This window comes from Streptomyces sp. NPDC020362, from assembly GCF_040642095.1.
In the GTDB taxonomy this organism is placed as follows: Bacteria; Actinomycetota; Actinomycetes; order Streptomycetales; family Streptomycetaceae; genus Streptomyces.
In genome coordinates, this window is record NZ_JBFAET010000040.1 from 12,636 (window position 1) to 39,037 (window position 26,402).

A 26,402-nucleotide genomic window follows, 5' to 3' on the forward strand; every position below is an offset into this window, starting at 1 on the left:
GATGACCGGACGTCAGACAGCCGTCGCCGTCGTCGGGATGGCGGTGCTGCTGCCCGGTGCCGCCGGCCTGGACGCCTACTGGCGCAACCTGCGTGACGGGGTGGACGCCATCGGCGACGTCCCCGAGGGCCGCTGGGACGCCGACTACTACCGCCCCGGCTCGGCCGACGGACCCGCTGCGGCCGACCGGATCTACTGCCGCCGGGGCGGTTTCGTGGACGGCCTGGCCGAGGTGGAGGTGACCCGGTACGGCATCATGCCCGCCTCCGTGCCCGGCACCGAGCCCGACCAGCTGATCGCCCTCGACGTGGCCGCCGCCGCCCTCGCCGACGCAGGCGGCGAGGACCGGCTGCCCAAACGGCACCGGATCGGCGTGGCCCTGGGCCGTGGTGGCTACCTCACCCCCGGACTGGTCCGGCTCGACCAGCGGGTCCGAACGGCCGGTCAACTCGTGCGCACCCTCGGCGAGTTGCTGCCCGAGCTGTCCTCCGACCAGCTGGAGCGGGTGCGGGCGGCGTTCACCGAGCGCCTGGGACCGGACAGCCCCGAGTCCGCGATCGGCCTGGTCCCCAACCTCGCCGCCTCCCGCATCGCCAACCGGCTGGACCTGCGCGGCCCCGCCTACACCGTGGACGCGGCCTGCGCCTCCTCACTGGTCGCCGTCGACCAGGCGGTCACCGAACTCACCACCGGACGCTGCGACATGATGCTGGCCGGGGGAGTGCACCACTGCCACGACATCACCCTGTGGAGCGTCTTCTCCCAGCTCCGCGCCCTGTCCCCGACCCAGCGCAGCCGCCCCTTCCACCGCCATGCCGACGGCATCCTCATCGGGGAGGGCACCGGCGTCGTCGTCCTCAAAAGGCTCGCGGACGCCGAACGCGACGGCGACCGCGTGTACGCGGTCATCCGCGGGACGGGCGTGGCCAGCGACGGCCGTACCGCCGGACTGGTCACCCCCGACCCCGGCGGCCAGAGCCGCGCCGTGCGCCAGGCCTGGCGGGCCGCCGGACTCGATCCCGCCGCGCCGCACTCGATCGGCCTGCTGGAGGCGCACGGCACCGCCACCCCGGCCGGTGACACGGCCGAACTCGCCACCCTGACCGAGGTGTTCGGGCCCGGCACGGCCCACGGCGAGGAGCGGCCCGTGCTCGGTTCGGTGAAGTCGATGATCGGGCACACCATGCCGGCCGCCGGGGTCGCGGGCCTGGTCAAGGCCGTCCTCGCCCTGCACCACGGCACGCTTTTGCCCACACTCCACTGCGACGATCCCCACCCCGCCCTCGCGGCCACGCGCTTCCGCACCCTGGAACGGGCCCGCCCCTGGAACACCGGCCCGCAGCAGCCGGTCCGGCGGGCCGCCGTGAACGCCTTCGGGTTCGGCGGGATCAACGCCCACGTGGTGCTGGAGGAGGCGCCGGGCGCGCGCGTGCGGACGGCTGCCCCACCCAGGCCTCCCGTGGCGGTCGCCGAGCCCGAACGCGTCCTCCTGCTCGCGGCCGACGGCGCCGACCGGCTCTCCGTCCTCCTCGGTACCGACGACTCGGCCGTCCTCGCCTCCGGCCTCGACCCCGCCCGGCCGCACCCCGACGCCGGCCCCGCACGCCTCGGCATCGTCGAGCCCACCGCCAAGCGGCTCGCGCTGGCCCGGCGGGTCGTCGGCAAGGGCCGGGCCTGGCAGGGCCGCAACGACGTCTGGTTCCGGCCCACCCCCCTGCTCGGGCCGGCAGGCGGCAAGCTGGCCTTCGTCTTCCCCGGTCTGGAGAGCGACTTCGCACCCCGCGCCGAAGACATCGCCGCGCACTTCGGCCTGGCCGCCCCGTCCGTCGCAACCGGCAGTGAGGTACAGGTCGGCGACGTCGGACGGCACGGTCACTCCGTCGTCGGACTGGGCCGGCTGCTGGACAGCGCGCTGCGCCGCATGGGGGTCGTACCGGACGCGGTCGCCGGGCACAGCGTCGGCGAGTGGACGGCCATGGTGGCGGCCGGCCTGTACTCGGGCACCCAAGTGGACACGTTCATGGCCGAGTTCGACCCGGACGCGCTGACCGTGCCGGGCCTCGCCTTCGCCGCGGTGGGCGCGTCGGCCGACCGGGTCCGCGCCGCACTCGCCGAGGCGTGGGACGGCTCCGGGATCGTCCTGTCCCACGACAACGCGCCCCGCCAGTCGATGGTGTGCGGGCCCGACGCGGCGGTCCAGGAGTTCGTACGGGCGTTTCGCGCCGAGGGTGTCCTGTGCCAGGTGCTGCCGTTCCGCTCCGGCTTCCACACGCCGATGCTCGAGCCGTACCTCGCGCCCATCAAGGAGGCCGCCGACCGCTTCCGGCTCCATTCGCCGGACGTGCCGGTGTGGTCCGGGACGACCGCCGCGCCCTTCCCCGGGGACGAGGCGGCGGTCCGCGACCTGTTCGTACGGCATCTGCTGGAGCCCGTGCGTTTCCGCGAGCTGGTCGAGGCCCTGTACGCGGCGGGCCACCGCGCCTTCGTCCAGACCGGCCCCGGCCAGCTGGCCTCCCTCGTCGCCGACACCCTCGCCGAGCGCGACCACCTCGCCGTGGCCGCCAACTCCCCCCACCGCTCCGGGCTGTCCCAGCTGCGCCGTGTGGCAACGGCACTGTGGGCGGCGGGAGCACCGGTGGCACCGGCGCTGCCACCGGCCGGGCCGGTCGGTCCGTCGGCCCGGCCGGCTGCGTCCGAGAAGCCTGTGGCGCCGGAGGGGCCTGTGGCACCCGAGGTGCGTAAGGGGGAGGCGTGGGCCGACGCACCCGTCCGTACCGTGACGTCCGACCCGGCACCGCGTGCCCCCCTGGCAGCAGGGGCAGACGCCCGCCCCGCCGTCCGCCTCGACCTGGACGGCGCCCTGGTGTCCCTGGCCGGGCCGGCCCTGGACGCGCTGCGGTCGCAGTTGCGGCCGGACCGGCCGGCGTCGTACCCCGCGCGGCTGCCCGGCTCCGCCGCGTCCCCCCTGGACGGCCTCGCCGCCCGGTTCCCGGCCGCCGCCGAGCTGACCGCCCTGCTGCGGGACACCGCGGACACCGCGGCGGAGCTGATCGCGGCGAGCGACCGCCGAGCCGTCGCCCCGGCGGCCGAACTCCGGGCAGCCACCCCTGTCGCCGCCGAAGCCCGGCCCGCCCGCACGGCCACCCCGTGTCCCTCCGCGGCCGCCGCACCCCCCGCCACCACCACGACGACCGTGCGCGTGTCCCCCGACACCATGCCCCACCTCCTGGACCACTGCTTCTTCCCGCAGCGTTCCGGCTGGCCCGACACCGAGGACCGCTGGCCGGTCGTACCGGCCACCACGCTGGTGCGCCACATGATGGAAGCGGCGGAGCAGGCTGCCCCCGGACTGAGGGCGGTCGCCGTGCACGGAGCGCGGTTCGACCGGTGGCTCACCGCCACACCCCCGGTCGACGCGCCCGTCACCGTCGCCCCCGATCCCGGCCACCCGGACCGCGTGGCCGTCACGTTCGGCTCCACCGCCCGCGCCGTCGTCGAACTCGCCCCGCACCACCCCGCACCGCCCCCGCCGAGCCCCCTGCCCGACGTCCCCGAACGCGCCCCCGAGCACACCGCCGCCCAGATCTACCGTGAGCGCTGGATGTTCCACGGTCCGGCGTTCCAGGGCCTCACCGAGCTGACCGCGATCGGCGGCCGGCACATCCGCGGAGTGATCACCGCACCCGCGGCGCCGGGCGCGCTGCTCGACAACGTCGGCCAGCTCCTCGGCTACTGGATCATGGCGACCCGCACCGAACGGACCGTCGTCTTCCCGGTGCAGATGCGACACCTGCGGTTCCACGGCCCCCACCCGGCCCCCGGGACACGGGTCGTCTGCCTGCTGCGGATCACCTCGCTCACCGACACGGTCCTGGAGGCCGACGCGGAGCTGTCCGTCGGTGGCCGGGTGTGGGCCGTGCTCGGCGGCTGGCAGGACCGCCGCTTCGACAACGACCCCCGGACCCGGCCCGTCGAACGCTTCCCCGAGCGGCACACCCTCTCCGAGGCCCGGCCCGGCGGCTGGACGCTGGTGCACGAGCGGTGGCCGGACCTCGCCTCGCGCGAGCTGATCATGCGCAACGCGCTCGGCGGCGCGGAGCGCACCCAGTACGCCGACCGCCCGCCGCGCGGCCGCCGGCAGTGGCTGCTCGGCCGCATCGCCGTCAAGGACGCCGTACGGCAGTGGCTCTGGCAGCAGGGCGAAGGCCCCGTCTTCCCGGCGGAGATCCGGGTGCACAACGACGAACTCGGCCGCCCGTACGTCACCGGCGTCCACGGTCGCGCCCTGCCCCCGCTGGACGTGTCGCTCGCCCACCGGGCCGAGGCCGGCGTGGCGATCGTACGGCCGCACCGTCCCGGTCCGGGGCCGGGCATCGACATCGAAGAGGTCACGGCACGCGACCCCGCGACCCTCACCACCGCCCTGGGCGCGGACGAGCTGCGCCTCCTGCGCACGCTCTGCGCGGACGGCCCCGACGGCGAGGCCCTGTGGTTCACCCGCTTCTGGGCCGCCAAGGAGGCCGTGGCCAAGGCCGAGGGCGCCGGATTCGACGGCCGGCCCAGGGACTTCGCCGTGCGCACGGCAGCCCCGGACGGCAGCCGGCTGGTGGTCTCCGGCCGGCTGGAGCGCGCGTACACCGTGCACTGCGCGTCCGCGGGCAACCCGCCCACCCTGCAGCAACGCGCCTACGTGGTGGCCTGGACGACGGGACCCGCGCCCGCCGACGGGCAGGGCACCGCACCGGGCGACGGTCATGGCGCCGGACAAGTCGACGAAGCAGCCGAGGAGTACACCCGATGAACCCCACCCCGCCGGTCCCGGCGCAGCCCACCACCGACACGGTGCTCACCGAGATCACCGGCATGCTCCGCACCCTCCTGGCGGAGTACGGCGAGGAGGATGTGGTGATCGGCATGTCCACCACCTTCAACCGCGACCTGGAGCTGGAGAGCATCGACCTCGTCACCCTGGCGGGGCTGCTGGAGGAGCGGTACGGACGCAGGGTCAACCTGGCCGAGTTCCTCGCCGGCATGGAGTTCGACGAGATCATCGAGCTGACCGTGGGCCGGCTCGTCGAATACGTGGTGTGGAGCCTGAAGGCCACGGAGGCGGGCTGAGCCATGGCGATGATCGACGCCGCCGGAATCCGGCTGCACGTCCAGCGCATGGGCCCGGCGGACGGCCGCAGTCCGCACGCCACGGTCGTCCTCGTGCACGGGCTGCTCACCGACAGCCTCGCCAGCTACTACTTCACCGTCGCCCCGGCCTTCGCCGCGGCCGGCCTCGACGTCGTCATGTACGACCTGCGCGGGCACGGCCGCAGCGAGCGCCCGCGGGACGGCTACACCCTCGACCACAACATCGACGACCTGGAGGCGCTCCTCGACAGGCTGGGGATCACCGGACCCCTGCACCTGGTCGGCAACTCCTACGGCGGCACGATCGCCTTCGGCTACGCCGCCCGCCACCCGGACCGCACGGCCTGCCTCACGCTGATCGAGTCCGAACCCGCGACCACCGCCTGGGCGTCCAAGCTGGGCGGCATCCTGCGCCGGGTGGTGGCCGAGCTCGCGCACAACGAGCCCGACGCCATCGCCTGGATCACCGCGAACCGCAGCCACAACACCGCCCGGCTGGCCAAGGGCGCCGCCCGGCTCGCCCGCGAGACCACCCTCGGCCGGGACATCCCCGCCAGCCGGGTGCTGACCGAGGAGCAGATCAGGGCCGTACGCTGCCCGGTCCTCGGCGTGTACGGCGGCGACTCGGACCTGGTGGACCTGGTGCCCCTGAAGCGGGCGCTGCTCGCGGACTTCCGGCCCGTCGTCCTGCCGGGCCACGAGCACTCGGTGCTGGTCGAGGCGGCCGGGGCCGTCGGCGGGCACATCCTGGACCTGATCGGCTCCGTGAGCGGCGCGCGGGCGGGGGTCCGGTGAGCGGCTTCCTGTTCGTCGTTCCCCCGCTGGTCGGGCACATCAATCCGGCCGTGGGCGTCGCCGCCCGGCTCGCCGAGCGCGGACACCGGGTGGCCTGGGCCTGTGCCGACCCCGCACTGCTGCACCGGCTCGCCGGTGAGGAGGCGCAGGTGTACGCCTGCGACGGCCCGGTGCCGGGTGCGGAGGGGGCCGCCCGGCCGCCCGACCTGCGGGGCGCGGAAGCGCTGAAGTTCCTGTGGGAGTGGTACCTGGTGCCGCTCGCCGACGCGATGGCACCGGGCGTGCGCAGGGCCGCCGAGGAGTTTTGCCCCGATGTGGTCGTCGCCGACCAGCAGGCCTTCGCCGGTGCGCTGGTGGCCGAGCGGCTAGGCCTGCCGTGGGCGACCTCCGCCACCACCTCGGCCGAGTTCACCGGCGCCTACGACGGCCTGCCCAAGGTCGCCGAGTGGCTGCACCGGCGCCTGGCAGGACTGCGGACCCGGATCGGCGACCCGGCCGGCACCGCCGACCCGCGCTACTCCCCGCACCTGCTGCTCGTCTTCAGCACCCCCGAACTCATCGGCCCCCTGGCCCCGTTGGGGCAGCGGATCCACTACGTCGGACCGTCCCTCGCCGACCGGCCGGCAGGCCCCGGCTTCCCATGGGAGTGGCTGGACCCCGGCCGGGCGAAGGTCCTGGTGACCCTGGGCACCGCCAACGCCGACGCCGGCGGCCGCTTCCTCGCCGAGTGCCTCGCCGCGCTGCGTGAACGCGCAGAGCGGGTGCAGACGGTGCTCGTGGATCCGGGCGGCACCCTGCCGGCCGGTCCCGCCGGTCCCGCCGACCTCATCGACAAGGACGTGCTGATCCTGCCGTCCGTGCCCCAGCTCCCGCTCCTGGAACGGATGGACGCGGTCGTCTGCCACGCCGGGCACAACACCGTGTGCGAGGCGCTGTGGCACGGTGTCCCGCTCGTCGTGGCCCCCATCCGGGACGACCAGCCCGTGGTCGCCACGCAGGTCGTGGACGCGGGCGCCGGCGTCCGCGTCCGCTTCGGCCGGGTCACCGCGCCCCGGCTGGGCGCGGCCCTCGACACCGTCCTGAACGACCGCGCCCACCGGGCCGCAGCGGCCCGTGTCCGCACCGCGTTCCGTGCGGCCGGCGGCGCCCGCGCAGCCTCCGCTCACCTCGAACGCCTGGCCGCGCACAGCAGCCGATGAGCCATGCCCGCCCGGAGGGGCAACGTAGAGCCGATGAGCGGTCAAGGCACAACGTAGAGCCGATGAGCGGTCAAGGCACAACGTAGAGCCGATGAGCGGTCAAGGCACAACGGAGAGCCGATGAGCGGCCAAGGGACAACGGAGAGCCGATGAGCGGCCAAGGGACAACGGAGAGCCGATGAGCGATCAAGGGACAACGGAGAGCCGATGAGCGATCAGAGGAAGAACACCGAGCGCATCGCCGCCCTGCGCCCTGCCTACCAGGCCGATCTGGCCGACGGCACGGACCGTTTCTTCGCACCCCGGCGCACCACGTGCCCCTGGTGCGCGTCCAGCAGCCTCACGACCTGCCTGCGCACCACCGACCTGCTCCAGCACAAGCCGGGCCGCTTCTTCCTGGACCGTTGCGCCGACTGCGGGCACACCTTCCAGAACCCCCGACTGACCGACGAGGGGCTGGAGTTCTACTACCGCGACTTCTACGACGGCCTCGGTGAGAAGCGCATGGGCGGCACCTTCGGCGGCCGCACCGCGATGTACCGGGACCGCGCGCAGGCCATGGCGCCCCACGACCCCACCGCGAAGAACTGGCTCGACGTCGGCACCGGCCACGGCCACTTCTGCGAGGCCGCCCGCACCGTGTTGCCCGGTACCTGCTTCGACGGGCTGGACTTCACCGACGGAGTCGACCTCGCCGCCCGCGAGGGCCGCGTGGAGCACGCCTACCGCGGCGCCTTCCCCGACCTCGCTCCCGACCTCGCCGCCCGCTACGACGTGGTGAGCATGTTCCACTACCTGGAGCACAGCACCGACCCCGACCGCGAACTGCGCGCCGCCCACGAGGTGGTACGCCCCGGCGGTCATCTGCTCATCGAGGTACCGGACCCGCAGAGCCGCTACGTCCGTCTGCTCGGACGCTGGTGGCTGCCCTGGCTCCAGCCGCAGCACCTGCACTTCATACCGGTCGACAACCTGCGCCGAAGGCTGACCGACCTAGGCTTCACGGTGGTCGCCGAGCAGCACGCGGAGCCGCACGACCCGGTCGACCTGCTCGCCGCCGTCTGGCTGTCCCTCGACCACACCGCCCCGCGCGAGGACGCCCCCTGGCTGGCCGAGCCGCCCGGCGCCCTCCGTCGCACCCTGCGCACCGCACTTCTCCTCGCGGGAGTGCCAGCCCTGATCACGGCCACCCTCCTCGACCGCCTCGCGATACGTCCCCTCTCGCACCGCCTCGGCCTGTCCAACGCCTACCGTCTGGTCGCCCGCCGCGAGTGACCCGTGCTCACAGGACCTTCGCGCGGATCAGCGCCGAGAGCACCGCGGCGCCCGGCAGCAGCGGCAGCCAGTCGGTCAGCACCCGGTAGCCGATCACCGTCGCGGTGGCCACCGCCGGCGTGGCACCGAAGGCGACCAGCGTCCACACCAGCGCCGCATCCACCGCCAGCCCGCCGGGCGCCGGTACGGCTCCCACGGCGGTGCCGGCCGCCAGATAGGCGAGGACCACGTGCTCCCAGGGCAGCCCAAGGCCGAGGGAGGACCCCACGCACACCAGCGCACCCCCCTGCACCAGCGGCATCGCGGCCGCCCCGCCCCACAGGGCCAGCACCCGTGAGGGCCGGCCGTGCACCTCTCGCGCATCGGCGAGGGCGGTGCGCACCAGCCCCGTCACCGGACGCCGCAACGGCGGTACGACCGTCATGAGCACACCCACCAGCGCGAGCGCCCCGCCCGCGACGGCGGCGACGGGGACCATGATCCGCCCGTCCGGGACCAGGTCCCCGAGCCGCCGCCAGGCGGGCGTGACGGCCAGGAACACCAGCAGCACCACCGTCTTCGCGCTCGACTTGGCCAGCGAGTACAGGGCGATCGAGGCGGTCGCCCGGGCGAGCGGCACGCCCTGGGTGCGCAGGAAGCGGACGGTGACGGCGTGCGCGCCGAGGCCACCGGGCAGTGCGTGGTTCGCGGCACCGGCGGCGAACTGCGAGGCCAGCAGCAGCCCCGGCGGGACCCGGTCAGGCAGCGCGCCCTGCCGGACGCAGGAGGCCGTGACCCAGGTCAGACAGGTGAACCCGCCTCCGGCCAGCAGCCACCAGGGGTCGGCCGCGACCAGCCGGGCGGCACCCTCGTACGCCAGGGGCCGGTGGGTCAGGACCCAGCCCGCGGCGAACAGCAGCGGAGACAGACACAGGGCGAGCCGGACGGGCCGGGCCGCCATGAGGGAGACGCGGCGCACCGGGGCCGGGGACGGGGGACAGGGAGGCGAGCCGGACGTGGCGGGCGAAGGAGGCAGGGCGAGCGGGGAGGGCGAGGCGGGTGAGGAGAGCGGGGACAGTGAGGACACGGGGACGTCGTCCTTCCGCATCGGGCTCCACGGTGATGGGGCCTGGGGGAGGCGGGGCGGCGAAACCGCGGGGAGCTTTCCCGTCCCGTATGACACCGGGATGTCCGAAACCCGAAGGCACGGGGGCGGGACGGTGCCGCCGGGTGTGCGGGAGCCGCCGTTCACCGCCGACCAGGTAGCCTTCCCATGGGGCGCGCTGCGCAAGCCACGCTCCGGCACACAAAGACGACGACAGGGGAGGAACCGGCGTGCACGTCCAGGAATGGCTCGACACGGTGCCACCGGCCGCCGTCTACGCCGTCGTGGCGCTGGTGATCGGCCTGGAGAGCCTGGGCGTCCCGCTGCCGGGCGAGATCGTCCTGGTCTCGGCGGCGCTCATGTCCTCCCAGCACTCCGGCATCAACCCGATCGTCCTCGGCGCGTGCGCGACCGCCGGTGCCGTCATCGGCGACTCCATCGGCTACGCGATCGGCCGCAAGGGCGGACGGCCGCTGCTGGCCTGGCTGGGCAAGAAGTTCCCGAAGCACTTCAGCGAGGGCCATGTCGCCACCGCGGAGCGGTCCTTCGAGAAGTGGGGCATGTGGGCCGTCTTCTTCGGCCGCTTCGTCGCCCTCCTGCGCATCTTCGCCGGCCCGCTCGCGGGCGTCCTCCAGATGCCGTACTGGAAGTTCCTGACGGCCAACGTCCTCGGAGGCATCTGCTGGGCGGGCGGCACCACGGCCGTCATCTACTACGTCGGCGTGGTCGCCGAGGACTGGCTGAAGCGCTTCTCCTACCTGGGCCTGGTGGCAGCGGTCCTGATCGGCCTGTCCTCGATGCTGATCATCAAGCGCAAGGCGAAGAAGGCGCAGACGGAGAAGCGCGAGGCAGAACCTGTGGGCGCCGGGGAGTGAAGCGCCCCGCAAGGGGCGCGGGCGGTGTCGATGTGCGGCTCCGCCGCGCGGGCGCGACCAGCTCCCACCCACCCGCGGACGCCGCACACCCTACGGATGCACCTCTCGGTGCGCCTTCGCCAACTCCGCATACGAGGTGCCGTTGAGGATGACCCCCTCCCGTTCCTCGGCGGACAGCTCCCTCTTCACCTTCGCCGGCACCCCCGCCACCAGCGACCCGGGCGGCACCACCATCCCCTGCGGCACCAACGCCTGAGCGGCGACCAGCGACCCCGCCCCGATCACCGCCCCGTTGAGCACGGTCGCCCCCATCCCGATGAGGCAGTCGTCCTCCACGGTCGCCCCGTGCACAACGGCGTTGTGCCCGATGGACACCCGCTCACCCACGCTGACGGGAAACCCGGGATCCGCATGCAACGTGACGTTGTCCTGCACATTCGCGTCCGCCCCGACGGTGATCGTCTCGACATCGCCCCGCACGACCGCCCCGTACCAGACACTGGCTCCGGCGCGCAGCGTGACATCCCCGATCACGGAGGCCGTCGGCGCCACGAACGCCTCCGGATCGACCCGGGGCTCCTTGCCTCCGATGCCCACGATCAGCGCCTTCTGCGTCATCACCGTCTCCTCGTCTCCGTCGTGTCCCCGAACGGTACGACACGGGGTGGGGCAAAGATCACAGCAGCCCGCCCTCTCGCCCAAGACCCCTGCTGAGTAACGTGAGCGGGTGCCGAAGAGCAAGAACACGTTCTCATCCTGGCGACACCGACTGGTGCAGCGCGCCGTTCACGCGGGCTGGGCGTGGGCACAGCGGACAGGATCGGTGACGGCCGAGAGTCCCGGCCGCTTCCGCTTCGGCTCGATCGGCGAAGCCACGCGGCTCGCCTTCCCGCTCGGCACGGTCTTCGGCGAGCCCTGGATCCACCTCGGATCCCACTGCATCATCGGCGAGCAGGTCACCCTCACCGCCGGCCTGATGCCGGACCTGGATCTCGGCCCGGACCCGATCCTGTGCATCGGCGACGGAGTCGTCCTCGGCCGCGGCAGCCATGTCATCGCCGACACCACGGTCACCATCGGCAGCGACTGCTACTTCGGCCCGTACGTCTACGTCACCTCCACCAACCACTCCTACGACGACCCGCACCAGCCCATCGGCCGGCAGTGGCCGCGCATGGAGCCGGTCGAGATCGGCCCGGGCTGCTGGATCGGCACCGGTGCGGTGATCCTTCCGGGAGCCCGGATCGGCCGGAACGTGGTCGTGGCGGCCGGTGCGGTGGTGCGCGGGACCGTGCCCGACCACGCCGTGGTGGCGGGAGCCCCCGCCCGGGTCGTACGGCGCTGGACCCCCGACGAGGGCTGGCAGCCGCCTCTGCGGACCCCGGCACCGGTGCCGCTCCCGGAAGGGATCACGCCCGAGCAGTTGTGCGCCCTGGCCGACCTGGACGAGGAGGCGGCCGCCCGGCTGGCCCGTCTGGAGGCCGACGGCTGACTCAGCCGGTCGCCAGCAGCACCGTGCCCAGCAGGGCGAGCCCGGCGCCCGCGGCCTGGATCCCGCGCAGCCGTTCGCTGAGGAAGCCGCGCGCGGCCAGCGCGGTGACCACCGGGTAGAGCGAAGCGAGCACCGCGGCCACGGTGACCGGGCCGTGCTGGGCGGCGACCGCATAGGTGCCGTTGGCCGCCACGTCCGCGAGGCCGACGAAGGCCAGCGCCGGCAGCGCGGTGCCGAGGAGGCCGCCCTCGGGCAGGGCGGGGGTGCCCCGGCGGACCGCCGCGTACAGCGCCGCACTGCCCGCGGCGACGCTCGTCACGCGCTGCACGAACAGCGACAGGAACAGGCCGGTGACATTGGTCGAGGCCTCCGTGATCAGTGCGAACACCGTGCCGAAGCCCAGCGCCGCGACCAGGGTGAGCAGGATCGTCAGCCGCTGCACGGGCGCACCGCGCAGCTGCGGCCCGCCCGCGAGGACGACTCCGGCGACGGCGACGGCGATGCCCGCGACCTGCAGGGCGCCCGGGCGCTCGCCGAGGACCAGGCCCACCCCGACCGGGACGGCCACACTGAGCGTGGCCAGCGGGGAGACCACGCCCATCGGGCCCAGCGCCAGGGCCTTGTAGAAGGAGAACACGGCCAGCGGGCCGACCAGGCCCGCCGCGAGGGCGAACCACAGCCGCGGGCCGGCCTCGCTCCAGCCGCCGGTCGCCACCACGATCGCGCCGAGGACAGCCGCCGCGATCGCCTGCGAGAGGACGACCACCGTCAGCGCGGGCGTGCGGCGCGTCAGCAGCCCGCCGCCGAAGTCGGCCAGGCCCCATAGGAGACTGGTGGTCAGTGCGAAGAATGCTGTCACGGGCCACCTCGCAGTACAGTGCAGTGAACACGTAGGTGCACCACAGCATAGTGCAGTAAGTTGAATCTCGTAATTCAATATAGTGAACCCTCATGGATGTGATGTGTCGGACCTCGAGCTGCTGACCCAGTCGCTGGCACGCAACGTCAAACGCTGGCGTGCCGAGCGCGGCTTCACCCTGGACGCGCTGGCGGCCCGGGCCGGAGTCAGCCGCGGCATGCTCATCCAGATCGAGCAGGCCCGCACCAACCCCAGCATCGGCACCGTGGTCAAGATCGGCGACGCGCTCGGCATCAGCGTCACCACGCTGCTCGACTACGAACAGGGCCCCAAGGTCCGGATCGTCCCCGCCGAACAGGCCGTTCGGCTGTGGCACACGGAGGCGGGAAGTTACAACCGGCTCCTGGCGGGCACCGAGGCCCCCGGGCCGCTGGAGATGTGGGACTGGCTGCTGATGCCCGGCGACCGCAGCCCGTCCGACCCGCATCCGGTCGGCACCGTGGAACTGGTCCATGTCACCGCGGGCGAACTGACCCTCACCGTGGACGGTGTGCAGCACCTGGTTCCGGCGGGGGCGAGTGCATCCTTCGAGGCCAACACCCCGCACACGTACGGCAACGAAGGGGACGTCCCCATGGAGATGGTGATGGCCGTCTCGGTCCCTCCCGTGCGCTGAACGCCCGCCGCCCGCACGGTTCGCACGCTGCTAGCGTGCGGCCATGCGTGCACCCATCGGAGACTTCGACACCGCCACCCCCGCCCCGGACTGCCTGGACGGGCTGACCGCTCCGGTCGCCGACGCGGTACGCCACTGGCGCGGGAGCGTCGCCGCCGACCGGATCGTCTACGTCGACACCGACCCGCGCTGGGCCGACACGGCCGTGTTCGTCGAGCACTACGGCCGCGACCTGCTGGAGCGGTCGGCGAACTGCGTGGTGGTCGCGGGCAAGCGGGGCGGCGGGACCACGCTCGCCGCCTGCGTGGTGCTCTCCACCACCCGGGTCGACGTCAACGGCACGGTGCGCCGCCAACTCGGGGCCCGCAAGGCCTCGTTCGCCGCGATGGACACCGCGACCGGCGAGACCGGCATGGAGTACGGCGGCATCACCCCGATCGGGCTGCCCGCCGACTGGCCGGTGCTGGTGGACTCGGCCGTGGCCGACCTGCCCTACGTCCTGGTCGGCAGCGGCCGGCGGCGCGGCAAGCTGCTGGTGCCGGGCAAGGCCCTCGCGGAGCTGCCGGGCGCGGTGGTGCTGGAGGGACTCGGGGTCGCCTAGGCTCCGTCCGGCGAGATCCGGCGAGATCCGGCGAGATCCGGCGAGATCCGGCGAGATCCGGCGAGATCCGGTGGGGACTCGGCGGGATCCGGCGGACCGGTCCCGGCTCAGACCGTCAGATGATGGGCCAGCGCCAGATGCGGATCCCTCTCGCCGGGCACCGGTGCCGGATCGGCGTGCACCAGGGCGGCCGTGAGCCTCGGTACGGCATGCAGCAGGGCGTGTTCGGCCTCGACGGCGATCGCGTGCGCCTCGCGGACCGTCGCCTCGCCGTCCACCACGACCGCCAGCTCGGCCCGCAGCCGGTGACCGATCCACCGCAGCCGCAGCTCGCTCACCTCGCGCACACCGGGCACCGCACGCACCGCCTGCTCGGCCCGGTCGACCAGCTCCGGGTCGACGGCGTCCAGCACCCGCCGGAACACCTCCCGCGCCGCGTCCCGCAGGACCAGCACGATCGCGGCGGTGATCGCCAACCCCACGAGCGGGTCGGCCAGTTGCCATCCCAGGGCCGAGCCCGCGGCCCCCAGCAGCACGGCCAGTGAGGTGAACCCGTCCGTCCGGGCGTGCAGTCCGTCGGCGACGAGCGCGGCCGAGCCGATCTCCCGGCCCACCCGGATCCGGTACCGGGCCACCCACTCGTTGCCGACGAAGCCCAGCAGCGCGGCCACCGCGACCGCCGGCAGCTGCTCGACCGGGCGCGGATCGAGCAGCCGCCCGACGGCCGCCCAGGCGGCGAACGCGGCGGAGGCGGCGATGGTCAGCACGATCGCGAGCCCCGCCAGGTCCTCGGCGCGCCCGTAGCCGTAGGTGAACCGCCGGGTCGCCGCACGTCGGCCGAGCACGAAGGCGATGCCCAGCGGGACCGCCGTCAGCGCGTCCGCCGCGTTGTGCACGGTGTCCCCGAGCAGCGCCACCGACCCGGACACCGCGACCACCACCGCCTGCGCGAGAGCGGTCCCCCCTAGCACGGCCAGCGACACCCACAGCGCGCGCATGCCCCGCGCCGAGGACTCCAGGGCGGGGTCGAGCTTGTCGGCGGTCTCGTGCGAGTGCGGGGTCAGGAGGTGGGCGAGACGGTGGCGCAGGCCGGGGGAGGGGTGGGGACGGGCATCGTCATGGGGGTGGCCGTGGCGACGGTCGTGGCTGTGGCTGTGGCTGTGGCTGTCGCCGTGGCGGTGGTCGTGGCCACGGGGCTGGCGGTCGCCGGATTCAGGGCCAGGTCCGTGGGTGTGGCGGTCGCTCACGTGGATCCCCTTCCGGGTGCGGGTGTGGACGCACCGCGCCCACGGAGCCATTATGTGCGTATGAGCGCACGCATGCACCTATCACCTGCGGACCATGCGCAGCAGCGCACCCCCGGCGACGAGCAGTTCGCGGTCGCCGCCGGACTCCTCGCCCTGCTCGGCGACCGGACCCGCCTCACCCTGCTGCACGCCCTGACGGCGGGAGAGGCCGACGTCACCACACTCACCGAGGCATGCGGTGCCGCTCGTCCCGCCGTCAGCCAGCACCTGGCCCGGTTGCGTCTGGCGGGCCTGGTGAACACGCGCAAGGAGGGCCGCCGGGTGGTCTACTCGCTGCGCGACGGCCATCTGCGGCGCCTGGTCGACGAGGCCCTGAAGGTGGCCGATCACCGTCTCGCCGAGCGGGCCGCCGCCGCAGAGCGCTGAGCCGCTCCGGCAGGGCCGGCACCTCGTCCGGATCGCTGGTCGCGGCCGCCGCTGCCGGGCCCAGGGGTGTCTCGCACACGGCCTTCGTGTGCTCCGAGGGCTCGGCGGCGGCGCTCAGCGTGCGGCGCCCGTCGCGCGGCTCGGGTTCGGGTTCGGGTTCGGCGGGCACCGCCTTCGTGCCGCGCAACCGGGCGGCGCAGCTGGACTCCTGACGCTGCGCCAGGCCGGTGCGCGCTCAGAACGCGGTGGCCGAGCCCAGGTACTGCTCGGCGAAGGCCGCCGCCGCGGCGGGCGAGGTGAACAGCCGGCGCAGCCGGGCGCGTGTGGTGCCCGCCCGGAACGGGTCGCCCGCGGCAAGGCCGTGGTAGATGTCCGACAGCCACTGCGAGAACTCCTGGTAGTCCCACACCCGCCGCAAGGACGCCTCCGAGTAGCCCTCCAGACCGCTCCCGTCGCCCCGGGTGACGTACGCGACGAGCGCGTCGGCGAGCAGGAAGGCGTCGTGCAGGGCGAGGTTCATGCCCTTCGCCGCGATCGGCGCCGTGAGATGACCGGCGTCCCCGGCCAGCAAGAGCCGCCCGTGGACCAGGGGTTCGACGACGTAGTGGTGCATGTCCAGCACCCGCTTCTCGATCAGCCGGCCCTCCGTCAGTGCTGGTGCACCGGCTGCACCGAGGCGGGTCCGCAGCTGAGTCCAGACCCTGTCGTGCGGCCAGTTCTCCGGGTCGTCGCCGGGCGGACACTGCAGGTAGTAGCGGGTGACCTCGGGGCTGCGGGCCATGTGCCCGGCGAAGCCGTGCGGATGGATGCCGAACAGCACGCAGTCCGAGGAGGGCGGAGCCTCGGCGAGCAGGGCCAGCCAGCCGATGCCGTCGTCCTTCCGGGCGATCCGCAGCCGCTTTGCCGGTATCGCCGCCCGCGTCACCCCGCGCGCCCCGTCGCAGCCGGCGACGAAGTCGCAGCGCAGCACCCGCCGCTCACCCGTCGCCGGGCAGCGGTACGACACCGCCGGCCGGTCCGCGTCCAGGTCGTGCAGCCGCACGTCCTCCACGCCGAAACGGATGTCGCCGCCGCGTACGTCGGCGTACTCCCGTACCAGGTCCGTCACCAGCAGCGGCTGCGGGTAGACGAAATGGTGCCGGCCCGTCAGGTCGCCGTAGTTGAACCGGTACCGCTCGCCGCCGAAGCGGAACTCGCACGTGTCGTGCGCCTGGGCCCGCGCCGGCAGGTCTGCCGTCAGGCCGCGCCGGTCGAGTTCGCGCACGGCCCATTCCTCGATGACGCCCGCTCTCGGGCGGGTCTCGATGAACTGCCTGCTCTCGGTCTCCAGGACCACGCAGTCGACGGAGGCTGCCCGCAGGAGGGCGCCCACGGTGAGCCCGGCGGGCCCGGCGCCCACGACGACGACCGTTCGGCGTTCCTCGGGTGTGGAGTCGGGGCGGGGGGAAGGGGAGATCACCCCCGCATTATGGGAGATCGCCGTCCCCTCATGACGGTGTCCCGTCAGTCGCGGCGCCATTGCCGCGGCTGACGGGACACTGGGGGTGAGGCAGGGTCAGTGCGCCGGGGCGTCCGTGACCACGACCTCCTCGATGCTGAGCTCGATCGCCTCCGTCTTCGAGGCGGTGGCCTTGGCCCAGTAGTAGATGGCCAGGGAGAACACCGCGACCACCGCGATGTCCCAGTACAGCGGGATGGTGCCGTTGCCGCCGAAGGTGCTCAGGTAGGAGATCACACCGAGGCCGGCCAGGTAAGGGGGCAGCCACTGCGCGGCCTTGAAGTCCAGCCGGGGAGCGTCGGGCAGGTTCTTGCGGATCGCGTACCAGGCGTAGGAACCGAGCAGCACGTAGCCGATCAGGATCGCGGCGCCGAGCCGCCACAGAGTGTCCCAGCCGGACCAGAAGATGATCAGGTTGGCGACCACGAAGGACAGCGGCGAGACGAACTTGCCGAAGGGCAGGCGGTACGGACGCTCGTGGTGCGGCAGACGGTCGGCGAAGACGCCGTACGCCAGCGGCGCGCCCGCGTACATCAGGACGCTCGCCGAGGTGATGAAGCTGACCAGCTCCTGCCAGCTGGGGAACGGCAGGAAGCAGATGACGCCGGTCACGAACGAGACCACGAGGCCGAACCACGGCACACCGCGCGCGTCCGTCTTGGCGAACACCTTCGGCGCGTAGCCGTTCTTGGCCAGGCCGTAGGAGATGCGGGAGGTGGCGGTGGTGTAGATCAGGCCGGTGCCGCCGGGGGAGATGATCGCGTCGGCGTACAGGACGAAGCTCAGCCAGCCGAGGCCCACCAGCGTGGCCAGACCCGCCCAGGGGCCGCTGATGCCGGGGAAGTCGAGCTTCGCCCAGCCGTGCGCGAAGGAGCTGTGCGGCAGCGCGACGATGAACACGACCTGGAGCAGGATGTAGATCACGGAGCCGATCGCGACCGAACCGAGGGTCGCGCGGGGCAGGTCACGCTTCGGGTTGCGGCTCTCGCCGGCCAGCTGGATCGCCTGCTCGAAGCCGAGCAGCGCGAAGATGATGCCGCTGGAGCTGATCGCCCCGAGGACGCCCTTGGCGCCGAAGGGCGCGAAGCCCTCGGAGGTGAAGTTGCCGGGGTGGAAGTTGCCGATGGCGATGACGAAGATCGCCGCGAGCGGGACCGCGATCTTCCACCAGGTGGCGGCGCTGTTGGTGTGAGCCAGGACACGGACACCGAGGAAGTTGACCGCGACGAAGATCGCCATCAGAACGACCGCGGTGATGATGCCGCTGGCCGTGAGCGTGCCGTTGGCACGCTGCAGCCCGTCGGCAAAGTGCCAGTGCTTGGCGTAGCCGATCATGGCCTCGACCTCGATCGGTGCCACGGTGGCCGCCTGCAGCCAGGCGAACCAGCCGAACGACATGCCGGCCAGGCCGCCGAAGGCGTAGTGCGGGTAGCGGGCCGTGCCACCGGCCACCGGGAACATGCCGCCGAGCTCGGCGTGCACCAGTGCCAGCAGCCCGATGGCCACCGCACCGATCACCCACGAGATGATCGCCGCGGGGCCGGCCACCACGACCGCCTTCTCGGCACCGAACAGCCAGCCGGATCCGATGATGGAGCCCACAGAGGCCCACATCAGACCGATCAGGCCTACGTCGCGGCGCAGGCCTCCGGCCTGCACCGACGTGTCTACAGGCGCGGCATGGTCGACTTTCGCCATGTCAAGTGGCCTCTCAGATCGTAAACGCGGAATTAACGGGGAAGGAGGCCACAGGCTAGGAACGCTTTCCGCGTCGGCAAAAGACTACTTACCAAATCTTGACCCAGGATCTTGCCGGTCTTGGGGACAGCCTTCGCACAGGTCAGACACCGAACCCGAATGTCAATATTCAGCGGCTGATTGTGATGAAGAAGGAGTGACACTAGGTCAAGAGGGGAATTTCGATCGCCGGGCACCGGTCCATGACCATGTCGAGACCCGCCGCCCGGGCCCGTCCGTAGGCGGCTTCGTCGACGACGTCCAGCTGGAACCACACCGCCTTCGCGCCCTTCGCGACGGCCTCGTCGGCCACCGCTCCGGCCAGCGAACTGTTCACGAAGACGTCGACCACGTCCACCTCGAACGGGATGTCCGCGAGAGAGGCGTAACCGCGCTCGCCGTGCACCGTCTGCGCCGTCGGATGCACGGGCACGATCCGCTTGCCGTACCGCTGCAGCACCTGCGCCACGCCGTACGCGGCACGCCGCCGGTTGGTGGACAGGCCCACCACCGCCCAGGTGTCACCCAGCTCGGTCAGGATCCTGCGGACACTCGCTTCGTCGCCGTACACGGCCGCCTCCTCGGGCTGCGCGGGGGAGCTGTCGCCCGCACAACAGCGCCCGCCAGCTGCGGATTCCCCGCAGGGAGCCCCGCCACGGTGTCCGGAATCGGCACAAGGTGCCTGCGTACGGCCGCTCGCGCGCCTACGCTCGGGCCGTGCTGCGCATCCTCGACGCCCGAACCGGTGAGCCCGTCGCCGCCGCGCCCGCCCGCCGGGGCCTGACCCGTATCGAGGCCTATGCCTCGGACCTCGACCCGACCGCCCTGCGCGTGCTGCTCACCGCCGACCTCCTCGTCCGCGCCCTGGAACTCGGCGGCACCCCCGTCTGGACCATCCTCACCGCGCCCCGTCGGCCCGCGGAGCTGCGTGCGGCCGCGACGACCCTGGCCATCCGCCCCTTCGAGGACGGCCGCGACCTCGCGTCCGGGCTGGGCGAGGCACAGGTGATCCACGTGGTGGCGGAGAGCACCGAGGATCCCCCTGCCGAGGGGCCCCTCCTCGCCGTCGCCCCGGCGACGATCCACGGGGACGCCGATGCCCCCGCACCGGGAGAGGCCCTTGCCCCCGCGCCAGGGGACACTCATGCCGCCACCTCCGGGGAGACTCCCGCCCCTGCGCCCCGGCCGCCCGGCGACCGCCCACCTCTCGGTCTTTCCGCCCTCCTGGGGGACCCCACCGTCCTGCGTCTCGCCCTCCTCTCCGTGCCGCGGAACGCGCCGGTGCGCCTGGACGCCGGCCGGCTCGCCGAGGCCGCGTCGGTCCTGGCCCACTGGCGGCGCGCCGTCGCCGGGTGGGCGCGACAGCCCTCGCGTCCGGTGCCCGACGAGGTACGGGCGCGTCTGCGGGCCGCCTGGGAGGACGACCTGGATCTGCCCGCGGTGCTGGACGTGCTGCGGGACGTGGAGCGCGCGCCGGGGCTGCCGGACGGCGCCCGGTTCGAGACCTACGTCTACGCGGACCGTCTGCTCGCCCTCGACCTCGCCCGTGACCTCGGGAGCCTCGCATGATCGAACGTGCGGGCGCGGGCCCGCTGCGCCGGCTGGTCGTGCTGCGGCACGCCAAGTCCGCCTGGCCCGGGGGCGTCGAGGACCGCCGCCGGCCGCTGGCGCCGCGCGGCCTCAGGGACGCCCCGGCCGCCGGCCGTGCCCTCGCGGAGGCCGACTGCCTGCCCGACCTCGCCCTGTGCTCCACCGCCGTGCGAGCCCGCCGCACCTGGGAACTGGCCTCCGGCCAGTGGGGCACACCGCCGCCGGTGCGCTACGACCGAAGGCTGTACGCGGCCGACGTGCCCGACCTGCTGGAGGTCGTGCGCGAGGCACCGCGCGAGGTGGAGACGCTGCTGCTCGTCGGACACAACCCGGGGCTGGAGGACCTGGTCGTGGAGCTGGCCGGGGACGGGCTCGACGACGCGCTCGACCGGGTGCGTGTGAAGTTCCCCACCTCCGCGATCGCCGTGCTGGCCTGGCGCGGCACCGGCTGGCCGGCTCTCGCTCCGGGCACGGCCCTGCTGACGTCGTTCACCGTCCCGCGCGGAGCGAAGGACAAGGGCAAGGGCTAGGGCAAGGCGGGGGGGAGCAGGAGCCAGGGGAGGGGGAGCAGGAGTCGGCGTCGGAGGAGAGCGGTGTGGGCGGCCGCGGCGGCCCGCATAGGCTGGCGGGATGCAGGACGAGTACCGCACAGTCGCCCGCGCGGGCGTGCACGAGACCGAGATCAACCGCTCCCGCTTCCTGTGCGCCCTCGCCCCGGCGGCCACCGAGCAGGAGGCCCAGGAGTTCGTCGCGGCCGTCCGCAAGGAGCACGCCGACGCCACGCACAACTGCTGGGCGTACGTCATCGGCGCCGACGCGGCCGTGCAGAAGGCCAGTGACGACGGCGAACCGGGCGGCACGGCCGGCGTCCCGATGCTCCAGATGCTGCTGCGCCGCGACATGCGGTACGTCGTGGCCGTCGTCACCCGCCACTACGGCGGGGTCAAGCTCGGCGCCGGCGGCCTCATCCGGGCCTACGGCGGAGCGGTCGGCGAGGCCCTCGACGCCCTCGGCACGCTCACCCGGCGCCGGTTCCGGCTGGCCACGGTGACCGTCGACCACCAGCGCGCCGGCAAGGTCCAGAACGATCTGCGGTCCACCGGGCGCGAGGTCCGGGACGTCCGCTACGGCGAGGCCGTCACCATCGAGATCGGCCTGCCGGACGCCGACGTCGACGCCTTCCGGGCGTGGCTGGCCGATGCGACGGCGGGCGCTGCCGGGTTCGAACTGGGCGGAGAAGCCTACGGAGATGCGTGACGTTCCGGCCTAATCGGATATAAGGGGCGCACTGTGGGCGGGCCATGACGGGCTGATACGGGAGTAACCGCCCGTGATGTCAGACCCGGCCGTTAGTCTCGGGGATCATGAGACTCCTGCACACGTCCGACTGGCATCTCGGCCGGGCCTTCCACCGGGTGAACATGCTCGGGGCCCAGGCCGAGTTCATCGGTCACCTCGTCGCCACCGTGCGTGAGCACGCGGTGGACGCGGTGGTCGTGTCGGGGGACGTGTACGACCGTGCGGTGCCCCCGCTCGCCGCGGTCGAGCTGTTCGACGATGCCCTGCACCGCCTCGCGGACCTCGGCGTGCCCACGGTGATGATCTCCGGCAACCACGACTCGGCCCGCCGTCTCGGCGTCGGCGCAGGCCTCATCGACCGCGCGGGCATCCATCTGCGCACCGAGCCGTCCGCCGCCGGCACCCCGGTCCTGCTGGCGGACGCGCACGGCGACGTCGCCTTCTACGGCCTGCCGTACCTCGAGCCCGCGCTGGTCAGGGACGAGTTCGCGGTGGAGAAGGCGGGGCACGAGACCGTGCTCGCGGCCGCCATGGACCGCGTCCGTGCCGACCTCGCCGGCCGCGCCCGCGGCACCCGTTCCGTCGTCCTCGCCCACGCCTTCGTCACCGGCGGCCGGGCCAGCGACAGCGAGCGGGACATCACCGTCGGCGGAGTGGCCGCCGTACCGGCCGCGGTCTTCGACGGCGTCGACTACGTGGCGCTGGGACATCTGCACGGCTGCCAGACCATCACCGAGCGGGTGCGCTATGCGGGCTCCCCGCTCGCGTACTCCTTCTCCGAGGCCGACCACCACAAGAGCATGTGGCTCGTCGACCTGGACGCCGACGGCTCCGTCACCGCCGAGCGCGTCGACTGCCCGGTGCCACGCCCGCTGGCCCGCATCCGCGGCACCCTCGACGACCTCCTCGCCGACCCCGGGCTGGCACGCCACGAGGACGCCTGGGTCGAGGCCACCCTCACCGACCCGGTCCGCCCGGCCGACCCCATGGCCCGGCTCACCGAGCGCTTCCCGCACACCCTCAGCCTCGTCTTCGCCCCCGAGCGCGCCGGCGAGGACCCCCAGGTGTCGTACGCCCGGCGGCTCGCGGGCCGCAGCGACCACCAGATCGCCCAGGACTTCGTGGCCCATGTGCGCGGTGCCGGGCCGGACCCGCGCGAGGCGGCCGTGCTCGGCGAGGCCTTCGACGCGGTGCGCGCAGACGCCACCGTCCGGGAGGTGGCCCGGTGAGGCTCCACCGGCTCGACATCACCGCCTTCGGGCCCTTCGGCCGTGCCCAGACGGTGGACTTCGACGCGCTATCCGCCGCCGGACTGTTCCTGCTGCACGGCCCCACCGGCGCGGGCAAGACCTCCGTCCTCGACGCCGTCTGCTACGCCCTCTACGGCTCCGTCCCCGGAGCCCGCCAGAGCAGCCAGGGCATGAACCTGCGCAGCGACCACGCCGAGCCGCGCACCCGCACCGAGGTCCGCCTCGAACTCACCGTCGCGGGGCGCCGGCTGGAGATCACCCGGCAGCCGCCGTGGGAGCGGCCCAAGCTGCGGGGCAAGGGCACCACGGTCGACAAGGCACAGACCTGGCTGCGCGAGTACGACGCCCCGGCCGCCACCTGGAAGGACCTCAGCCGCTCCCACCAGGAGATCGGCGAGGAGATCACCCAGCTGCTCGGGATGAGCCGCGAGCAGTTCTGCCAGGTCGTCCTGCTGCCCCAGGGCGACTTCGCCCGCTTCCTGCGCGCGGACGCCGAGGCCCGCGGCCGCCTGCTGGGCCGTCTCTTCGACACCCGGCGTTTCGCCGACGTCGAGAAGCGGCTCGCCGAGCGCCGACGCGCGACCGAGGCCCGGGTGCGGGAAGGCGACGCCACGCTCCTCGCGGACGCCCACCGCATGGAGCAGGAGGCGGGCGACGCCATGGAGCTGCCCGAGCTGAGCCCCGGCGAGCCGGGCCTCGCGGAGGCCGTCCTGGAGACCGCCGCAGTGGCCCGCAGCACCGCCCGCGAGCACCTCACGCTCGCCCACTGCCGCCTGTCCGCCGCCGAGTCCGCCCACGCCGCGGCCCAGCGCGCCCTGGGTGACGTACGCGAACTCGCGCGGCTGCAGAGCCGGTTCGCCGAGGCGCGGCGCCGGGCCGCACTCCTCGAGGAGCAGGCGGGCGCGCACCGCGAGGCGCAGGAGCGCATGGAGCGCGCCCGCAAGGCGGAGACCGTCGCACCCGCCCTGGAGTTGCGGGACGCCGTCGAGACCGAGCACCACAGGGCCGCCGAGAGCGAGGCACGCGCGCGCAGCCTGCTCCCCGACTCCTTCGCCGACGCCGGTCACACGGGTCTCGCGGCCGCCGCGCGCGGCGCCGCCGAGCAGCTGGGCGGTCTGGAATCGGCCCGTCGCGCGGAACAGCGGCTCGCCGAGCTGGTCGACGAGCGCTCCGGGCTGGACCGGCAGGAGCGCGCCGACGAGGACGTCCTGCGTGAGGCCGAAGCCTGGCTCGCCGACTGGGACACCGCGCGCGCGGCACTCCAGACCCGTATCGAGTCCGCCCAGGAGGCCGCCACCCGCGCCGAGCAGCTCGCCGTCCGGCGCGAACCCGCGCGCCGGCGCCTCGACGCCGCCCGCACGCGCGACGCGTTGGCCGCCGACCTGGACGAGGCACAGCGCCGGGCGCTCGCCTCCGAACAGCGGGCACTGGACGCGCGCGCCCACTGGCTCGACCTGAAGGAACAGCGCCTCACCGGCATCGCCGCCGAACTCGCGGCCCACCTCACCGACGGCGAGCCCTGCGCCGTCTGCGGAGCCACCGAACACCCCACGCCCGCCCGCAAGGACGCCGGGCACGTCGACCGCGAGGCCGAGGAGCGCGCACTCGCCGCCCACCAGCGGGCCGACGAACAGCACGCCGAGGACGAGCGGCACCTGGGCACCGTCCGCCAGGCGCTGGCCGCCGCCACCGCCGAGGCCGGCGACACGCCCGCCGACCGACTCGCCGCCGAGGCGGACGCACTGGAGCAGGAGTACGCGCGCGCCCGCCGCGACGCCTCCGTCCTGCACACCGCCCACGAGGAGCTGCGACGGGCCGAGCACGAGCGCGAGCGGCGCCTGGCCGACCGTCAGCAGGCCGCTGTACGGACCGCCTCCCGCCTGACCCGTCGTGAGAGCCTGGAGCGCGAACAGGCAGCCCTGGAAGAGGAGTTGACGCTAGCGCGCGGGGCTGCCGACAGCGTGGCCGCCCGCGCCGCCCAGCTGGAGCGGCAGGCGGCGCTGCTCACCGACGCCGCCGACGCCGCGCGCGCCGCCGAGGACACGGCCCGGCGGCTCAAGGACGCCGACGCCCGCCTCGCCGACGCCGCCTACCGCGCGGGCTTCGACACCCCGCAGGCCGCGGCCGCCGCCCTCCTGGACCGAGCCGCCCACCGCGAACTGCAACACCTCCTGGACGAGCGGCAGTCGGAGGAAGCGGCCGTGCGGACCGTCCTGGCCGAAGCCGACACCGCGGCCGCCGCCCAGCAGCCGCCCGCCGACCTCGCCGCGGCGGAACGGATCGCGGCCGAGGCGGACCGACGCCTTCGCGCGGCGGCCTCCGCGCGCGACGCGGCCGCCCGCTGCTGCACCGAGCTGGACCGGCTCTCCGCCCGCGCCGCCGAGGGCGTACGCCGGCTCGCCCCGCTGCGCGAGGAGTACGACCGGGTGGCCCGCATGGCCGCCCTCACCGCGGGCACCTCGGCCGACAACGAACGCAAGATGCGCCTGGAGTCGTATGTGCTGGCGGCCCGTCTGGAACAGGTCGCGGCCGCCGCGACGGTACGGCTGCAGCGCATGTCCTCCGGCCGCTACACCCTCGTCCACTCCGACGACCGCACCGGACGCGGCCGCAGCGGCCTCGGGCTGCATGTCGTGGACGCCTGGACCGGCCGGGAGCGGGACACGGCCACCCTGTCCGGAGGCGAGACCTTCTTCGCCTCCCTCGCCCTCGCCCTCGGCCTCGCCGACGTCGTCACCGACGAGGCCGGAGGCGTCCGGCTGGACACCCTCTTCATCGACGAGGGCTTCGGCAGCCTCGACGACCAGACCCTGGACGAGGTCCTGGACGTCCTCGACTCACTGCGGGAGCGTGATCGCAGCGTGGGCATCGTCAGCCATGTCGCCGACCTGCGGCGGCGGATCCACACGCAGCTGGAGGTCGTGAAGGCAAGAACGGGATCGGCGCTGCGGCACCGGGGCACGGACGGCTCGTGAACCGTCGCTTGCCGGCCAGTACATTGCGTCCAGCCGGGATGGGTTCGTCACCATGTCTTTCCGTCTTCTTCCTTGATCTTCTTTGCCCTTCCGTTCTCTGCCTGTCCCGGACAGTCCTGGGAACAGCCGTCGCGTGAGTCGGACCCGCCGGCGTGTCCGCTGTCCCAAGTGGCGAGCAGCGAGGGATTCGACTGACCACCGCCGATCTGAGTTCGCGAGCTCTTCGCATACGGTCTGGCCGACCAGACACTGCCCATGCACCGGGCCTGGCGCCGGTGGTGTACGCGGTCATCGGAGCCGGCGGTGCCCTGCTGTTGCTGGTGAGTCTGCTGGTGCAGAGGTGGCCCACGCGCTGACGGCCCGCAGGGCCGGGACACCTGTACGG

The 26,402-nt window shown here is 73.6% G+C and carries 22 protein-coding genes; 15 read left to right on the top strand and 7 right to left on the bottom strand.

Features of this window, described 5'->3' with window-relative positions:
• Window position 1: 1 nt before the first annotated feature.
• The 5 genes from AB0H32_RS17440 (at window position 2) to AB0H32_RS17460 (ending at window position 8,408) form a co-directional block, all read left to right on the top strand.
• Window positions 2-4,801 carry a beta-ketoacyl synthase N-terminal-like domain-containing protein gene (locus AB0H32_RS17440; protein ID WP_361120600.1) on the top strand — a complete coding sequence of 1,600 codons (4,800 nt, stop codon included), beginning with the start codon at window positions 2-4 and terminating at the stop codon, window positions 4,799-4,801.
• Window positions 4,798-5,118 carry an acyl carrier protein gene (locus AB0H32_RS17445; RefSeq protein WP_361120603.1) on the top strand — a complete coding sequence of 107 codons (321 nt, stop codon included), beginning with the start codon at window positions 4,798-4,800 and terminating at the stop codon, window positions 5,116-5,118. Before AB0H32_RS17440 ends, AB0H32_RS17445 begins: the two co-directional genes overlap by 4 nt.
• A gap of 3 nt (window positions 5,119-5,121) precedes the next feature.
• Window positions 5,122-5,934, top strand: coding sequence for an alpha/beta hydrolase (locus AB0H32_RS17450; protein ID WP_361120606.1), 813 nt, complete (start codon window positions 5,122-5,124; stop codon window positions 5,932-5,934).
• Window positions 5,931-7,133, top strand: a complete 1,203-nt coding sequence (locus tag AB0H32_RS17455) for a glycosyltransferase (RefSeq protein WP_361120609.1) — start codon at window positions 5,931-5,933, stop codon at window positions 7,131-7,133. Before AB0H32_RS17450 ends, AB0H32_RS17455 begins: the two co-directional genes overlap by 4 nt.
• Window positions 7,134-7,340: 207 nt before the next feature.
• Window positions 7,341-8,408, top strand: a complete 1,068-nt coding sequence (locus AB0H32_RS17460; protein ID WP_361120612.1) for a class I SAM-dependent methyltransferase — start codon at window positions 7,341-7,343, stop codon at window positions 8,406-8,408.
• Between the two features lie 7 nt (window positions 8,409-8,415).
• Here AB0H32_RS17460 and AB0H32_RS17465 read toward each other — a convergent pair whose 3' ends face one another.
• Window positions 8,416-9,495 (bottom strand): lysylphosphatidylglycerol synthase transmembrane domain-containing protein, encoded by a 1,080-nt coding sequence (locus AB0H32_RS17465; protein ID WP_361120615.1) that lies wholly within the window; start codon window positions 9,493-9,495, stop codon window positions 8,416-8,418.
• Between the two features lie 227 nt (window positions 9,496-9,722).
• Here AB0H32_RS17465 and AB0H32_RS17470 point away from each other — a divergent pair, with 227 nt between their 5' ends.
• Entirely contained in the window at window positions 9,723-10,367 is a 645-nt protein-coding gene (locus tag AB0H32_RS17470; RefSeq protein WP_361120618.1) for a DedA family protein, read from the top strand.
• A gap of 90 nt (window positions 10,368-10,457) precedes the next feature.
• Here the strand turns inward: AB0H32_RS17470 and AB0H32_RS17475 are convergent, their stop codons facing one another.
• Window positions 10,458-10,985, bottom strand: a complete 528-nt coding sequence (locus AB0H32_RS17475) for a gamma carbonic anhydrase family protein (protein WP_361120621.1) — start codon at window positions 10,983-10,985, stop codon at window positions 10,458-10,460.
• A 109-nt stretch (window positions 10,986-11,094) separates the two neighbouring features.
• Between AB0H32_RS17475 and AB0H32_RS17480 the strand changes: the two genes are divergently transcribed.
• A complete protein-coding gene (locus AB0H32_RS17480; protein WP_361120623.1) occupies window positions 11,095-11,859 on the top strand; it encodes an acyltransferase in 765 nt (254 codons plus the stop codon).
• A 1-nt stretch (window position 11,860) separates the two neighbouring features.
• Here AB0H32_RS17480 and AB0H32_RS17485 read toward each other — a convergent pair whose 3' ends face one another.
• On the bottom strand, window positions 11,861-12,718 hold the full coding sequence (locus AB0H32_RS17485; protein ID WP_361120626.1) for a DMT family transporter: 858 nt from the start codon (window positions 12,716-12,718) through the stop codon (window positions 11,861-11,863).
• A gap of 103 nt (window positions 12,719-12,821) precedes the next feature.
• On the opposite strand from AB0H32_RS17485, the gene AB0H32_RS17490 reads away from it, so the two are divergent.
• Both AB0H32_RS17490 and AB0H32_RS17495 read left to right on the top strand, forming a co-directional pair.
• The gene (locus AB0H32_RS17490; protein WP_361120629.1) at window positions 12,822-13,394 is read left to right on the top strand and encodes an XRE family transcriptional regulator; all 573 of its coding nucleotides are present in this window, start codon (window positions 12,822-12,824) and stop codon (window positions 13,392-13,394) included.
• 43 nt (window positions 13,395-13,437) lie between these two features.
• Window positions 13,438-13,995, top strand: a complete 558-nt coding sequence (locus AB0H32_RS17495; protein ID WP_361120631.1) for a YbaK/EbsC family protein — start codon at window positions 13,438-13,440, stop codon at window positions 13,993-13,995.
• A 107-nt stretch (window positions 13,996-14,102) separates the two neighbouring features.
• Here the strand turns inward: AB0H32_RS17495 and AB0H32_RS17500 are convergent, their stop codons facing one another.
• Window positions 14,103-15,242 carry a cation diffusion facilitator family transporter gene (locus AB0H32_RS17500; protein ID WP_361120634.1) on the bottom strand — a complete coding sequence of 380 codons (1,140 nt, stop codon included), beginning with the start codon at window positions 15,240-15,242 and terminating at the stop codon, window positions 14,103-14,105.
• A 60-nt stretch (window positions 15,243-15,302) separates the two neighbouring features.
• Between AB0H32_RS17500 and AB0H32_RS17505 the strand changes: the two genes are divergently transcribed.
• Window positions 15,303-15,668, top strand: coding sequence for a metalloregulator ArsR/SmtB family transcription factor (locus AB0H32_RS17505; RefSeq protein WP_361120637.1), 366 nt, complete (start codon window positions 15,303-15,305; stop codon window positions 15,666-15,668).
• 235 nt (window positions 15,669-15,903) lie between these two features.
• Here the strand turns inward: AB0H32_RS17505 and AB0H32_RS17510 are convergent, their stop codons facing one another.
• From AB0H32_RS17510 to AB0H32_RS17520, 3 genes are all read right to left on the bottom strand, one after another.
• Window positions 15,904-17,127, bottom strand: coding sequence for a 4-hydroxybenzoate 3-monooxygenase (locus AB0H32_RS17510; protein WP_361120640.1), 1,224 nt, complete (start codon window positions 17,125-17,127; stop codon window positions 15,904-15,906).
• A 96-nt stretch (window positions 17,128-17,223) separates the two neighbouring features.
• A complete protein-coding gene (locus tag AB0H32_RS17515; protein WP_361120643.1) occupies window positions 17,224-18,864 on the bottom strand; it encodes an APC family permease in 1,641 nt (546 codons plus the stop codon).
• 202 nt (window positions 18,865-19,066) lie between these two features.
• A complete protein-coding gene (locus AB0H32_RS17520) occupies window positions 19,067-19,474 on the bottom strand; it encodes a CoA-binding protein (RefSeq protein ID WP_361120646.1) in 408 nt (135 codons plus the stop codon).
• A gap of 146 nt (window positions 19,475-19,620) precedes the next feature.
• Between AB0H32_RS17520 and AB0H32_RS17525 the strand changes: the two genes are divergently transcribed.
• The 5 genes from AB0H32_RS17525 to AB0H32_RS17545 all read left to right on the top strand — a co-directional run bounded on the left by AB0H32_RS17525 (window position 19,621) and on the right by AB0H32_RS17545 (window position 26,017).
• The gene (locus AB0H32_RS17525; RefSeq protein WP_361120649.1) at window positions 19,621-20,472 is read left to right on the top strand and encodes a hypothetical protein; all 852 of its coding nucleotides are present in this window, start codon (window positions 19,621-19,623) and stop codon (window positions 20,470-20,472) included.
• Window positions 20,469-21,023, top strand: coding sequence for a histidine phosphatase family protein (locus AB0H32_RS17530; RefSeq protein WP_361120652.1), 555 nt, complete (start codon window positions 20,469-20,471; stop codon window positions 21,021-21,023). Before AB0H32_RS17525 ends, AB0H32_RS17530 begins: the two co-directional genes overlap by 4 nt.
• 100 nt (window positions 21,024-21,123) lie before the next feature.
• Window positions 21,124-21,750, top strand: a complete 627-nt coding sequence (locus AB0H32_RS17535) for a YigZ family protein (RefSeq protein ID WP_361120654.1) — start codon at window positions 21,124-21,126, stop codon at window positions 21,748-21,750.
• A 107-nt stretch (window positions 21,751-21,857) separates the two neighbouring features.
• Window positions 21,858-23,021 carry an exonuclease SbcCD subunit D gene (locus AB0H32_RS17540; RefSeq protein WP_361120657.1) on the top strand — a complete coding sequence of 388 codons (1,164 nt, stop codon included), beginning with the start codon at window positions 21,858-21,860 and terminating at the stop codon, window positions 23,019-23,021.
• Entirely contained in the window at window positions 23,018-26,017 is a 3,000-nt protein-coding gene (locus tag AB0H32_RS17545) for an SMC family ATPase (RefSeq protein ID WP_361120660.1), read from the top strand. The genes AB0H32_RS17540 and AB0H32_RS17545 overlap by 4 nt, the downstream gene beginning before the upstream one ends.
• Window positions 26,018-26,402: the final 385 nt, after the last annotated feature.